Genomic DNA, 2,670 nt, shown 5'->3' on the forward strand with positions numbered 1-2,670 from the left:
GACCGGGATGTTGTCCAGGATGTGCGAGAGCGGCTCGTCGCCCTTGGCCTGGGTGGAGTTCTCGGTGCACTGCTGGTTCATCGGGTTGGACAGGACGTTGATGTCCTGGACGCCGACGTTGAGGGCCGCCAGGATCGACTGGGCGTTGACCTTGACCGGCAGACCGATGCAGGGCTTGTTCAGGGTGCCCTGGACCAGGCCGAGCTGCGGGCTCATGTCGCCCTTGGTCTTCTGGTTGCCGTAGATCTGCGAGGCGCCGTTGCCGTTGACGGTGTTGATCCCGTTGTCGTTGCCGATGGCCATGGCCGGGGCCGCAACAGCAGCGCCCGCGCCGACGGCGGCGGCGGTGACGGCGGCAGCAGTCATGATCTTCTTGAACATCATTGGTCCTTTTGTCGCACGAGTGCCCGCTAGTGGAGCGCCCTGGTCAACTGCCCTGTCAGGGGGTTGGTTCCGCTGCTTCACTCAAACGGCCCGTTCGGGGCGGTGTTTTCCCCACCCCGGGTGAGCCGTCTGCGGACGCGTGCGCGAAGCCCGTACGCAGCCCGCAGAACGAGCCGCGACCGTTCAAGATCCTGTTGCGCTCCGTAGAAGGTGTTCGCACGGTGGGTAAGGAAGCGGATCGCCCGGGTCCGCTTCTGTGCGACCACCGAAGGAATCGCCATGCACCGCACGAAGCCGTCCCGCATCCGCGTCCTCGTCCCGTCGGCCCTCGCCGTCGTCATACTCTCCGGCGCGGCCGCTCCCGCGGGCGCCGCGGACGGTGCCACGGCTGACGCCGCCAGGAAACGAGTCGCCGCGGCCCAGCAGCAGATCGACCGCCGCGTCGCGGCGGCCGGACCGGTCGACGACCTCCTCGCCGGGATCGGCGCCGTCCTGGACGGGCTCACCAAGTCCCTCCAGAGCCTGCTGCCCGGGGTGACGCTCCCGCCGATCAAGCTGCCGAGCCTGCCGAACCTCCCGGAGATCCCGACGCTGCCGATCGAGCTCCCGTCGATCCCGGGCCTCCCCTCGATCCCGTCGGTCCCCGCCGTCCCGGAGATCCCGGCCATCCCGGAGATCCCCGAGATCCCGATCCCCGAGATCCCGGACATCCCGATCCCCGAGATCCCGGAGATCCCCGATGTCCCGGTCTCCAAGCCGGCCGTGCCGGTCGTGAAGCCGGCCGTGCCCGTGGCCAAGCCGGCCGTGCCCGTCGTGAAGCCGGCCGTGCCGGTGGCCAAGCCGGCCGTGCCCGTCGTGAAGCCGGCCGTGCCGGTGGCCAAGCCGGCCGTACCCGTCGTGAAGCCGGCCGTGCCCGTGGCCGAGCCGGCCGCTCCGGCGGTTCCCGCGAAGCCCGCGCCGGCCAGCCCGGTGCTCACGCCGGTGGAGATCGTGCCGGAGGCGCCGACGGTTCCCGGCCTTCCGTAGTGGGGAGGCCTTAGCACAGGAGCGGCCGAAAACCGTGCGCGCTTACGACTATTGAGCTGATCAGGTCTGATTGCGCACGGGGCCGTGTCGTCTGGGACGCTGGACCGTTTCGCTCGATGTGAGCCCCGCGTCGGGGCAGAACACATCGAACAGAAGGTGCACTTCCCATGAACTCTGCCAAGAAGGCCGCCCTGGTCCTGGCCACCGCCGGTCTCGCTGCGGCCGGTGCCGCCGGCTCCGCCATGGCCGACTCGTCGGCCGAGGGCGCGGCCGTGGGCTCCCCCGGTGTCCTCTCGGGCAACCTGGTCCAGGTCCCGGTTCACGTTCCGGTCAACGTCTGCGGCAACACCGTCAACGTGATCGCCCTGCTGAACCCGACGTTCGGCAACGTCTGCGTCAACGACTGACGCGTCGGCACACCTGACCGTGGGCGCCATCGGCCTCGCCGGTGGCGCCCGCAGTCGTGTCCGCCGCGGTGTCCGGCGGGCCGGATGGCCGAACGGCTCAGTGGGCCCCGCCGTTGAGCTTCACGCCGCCGAGCAGCGGGGAGGCCTGCGTGACCCCGTTCGCCGCGCCGAGTACCTCGCCCGGCGCATTGTTGCGGAAGTTGTTGACGCGCTGCGCGGTGTCGAAGACCTTGCCGACGGTCTCGCCCTGCTCGGCCACCCCGTTGCTCAGGGTCTGCGGGAGCGACTCGGTGACCGGGGCGAGCGAGTCGACGGCGTCGGTGGCGCCTCCCGTCAGGCTCATCGGGGGCATCGCGGCCGGCGCATCGGCGGCGAAGGCGGGAGCGGTGGCGCCGAGCGCGGCAACGGAGCCGGCGATGACCGCGGCTACCTTCGTGAGCTTCATTATCGAAATCCTCTTCTTTCATGGACAGAGGGTCAGCGGCCACCGTCGCGCCGCTTCGCTTTCGCCCTGGGTAACGATTCCCGGCGGCTCCGGAAACGCGTACGGCAACGGCCGGAGAACCGTCAGGGGATTCTCCGGCCGATATTTCTTCCGATTACCGTGATTGCCGGTCAGGAGATGCGGGACCGCCGGTACAGAATGGCGCCGCCCAGGACCAGCGCCGAGGCGAGGGCCGCCGCGGCGCCGGGCCGGCCCGCCCCGGTCTCGGCGAGCGCCGGCGCCGACACCTGCGCGGGGGCGGGGGCGGGAGCCGGAGCAGCGGGGACGGGTGCGGCCGGCGTCTCGGGGACGGGAGCCGGTGCCGGTGCCGGGTGGATGGGAGTGTCACCGGCGGGGGCGGCCGGCGGC

General features: G+C 71.0%; 4 protein-coding genes and 1 pseudogene. 2 read left to right on the forward strand and 3 right to left on the reverse strand.

Translation table 11 applies throughout. The features are described 5' to 3' along the window. On the reverse strand, nucleotides 1-381 hold a 381-nt coding region (locus ACFXA3_RS40530; RefSeq protein WP_385196149.1), incomplete at its 3' end, for a rodlin. A 282-nt stretch (nucleotides 382-663) separates the two neighbouring features. Here ACFXA3_RS40530 and ACFXA3_RS40535 point away from each other — a divergent pair. Further along, nucleotides 664-1,410: a hypothetical protein gene (locus tag ACFXA3_RS40535; protein ID WP_385196152.1), complete on the forward strand. Its 747-nt coding sequence runs from the start codon at nucleotides 664-666 to the stop codon at nucleotides 1,408-1,410. Nucleotides 1,411-1,577: 167 nt separating this feature from the next. Beyond that, entirely contained in the window at nucleotides 1,578-1,817 is a 240-nt protein-coding gene (locus tag ACFXA3_RS40540; RefSeq protein ID WP_385196154.1) for a chaplin, read from the forward strand. 97 nt (nucleotides 1,818-1,914) lie between these two features. Here the strand turns inward: ACFXA3_RS40540 and ACFXA3_RS40545 are convergent, their stop codons facing one another. Together ACFXA3_RS40545 and ACFXA3_RS40550 are read right to left on the reverse strand one after the other, a co-directional pair. Further along, nucleotides 1,915-2,262: a hypothetical protein gene (locus ACFXA3_RS40545; protein WP_385196156.1), complete on the reverse strand. Its 348-nt coding sequence runs from the start codon at nucleotides 2,260-2,262 to the stop codon at nucleotides 1,915-1,917. A gap of 170 nt (nucleotides 2,263-2,432) precedes the next feature. Next, a pseudogene (locus tag ACFXA3_RS40550) lies at nucleotides 2,433-2,670 on the reverse strand (chaplin); the annotation flags it as partial.

Source organism: Streptomyces sp. NPDC059456 (genome assembly GCF_042750055.1).
Classification (GTDB): domain Bacteria; phylum Actinomycetota; class Actinomycetes; order Streptomycetales; family Streptomycetaceae; genus Streptomyces.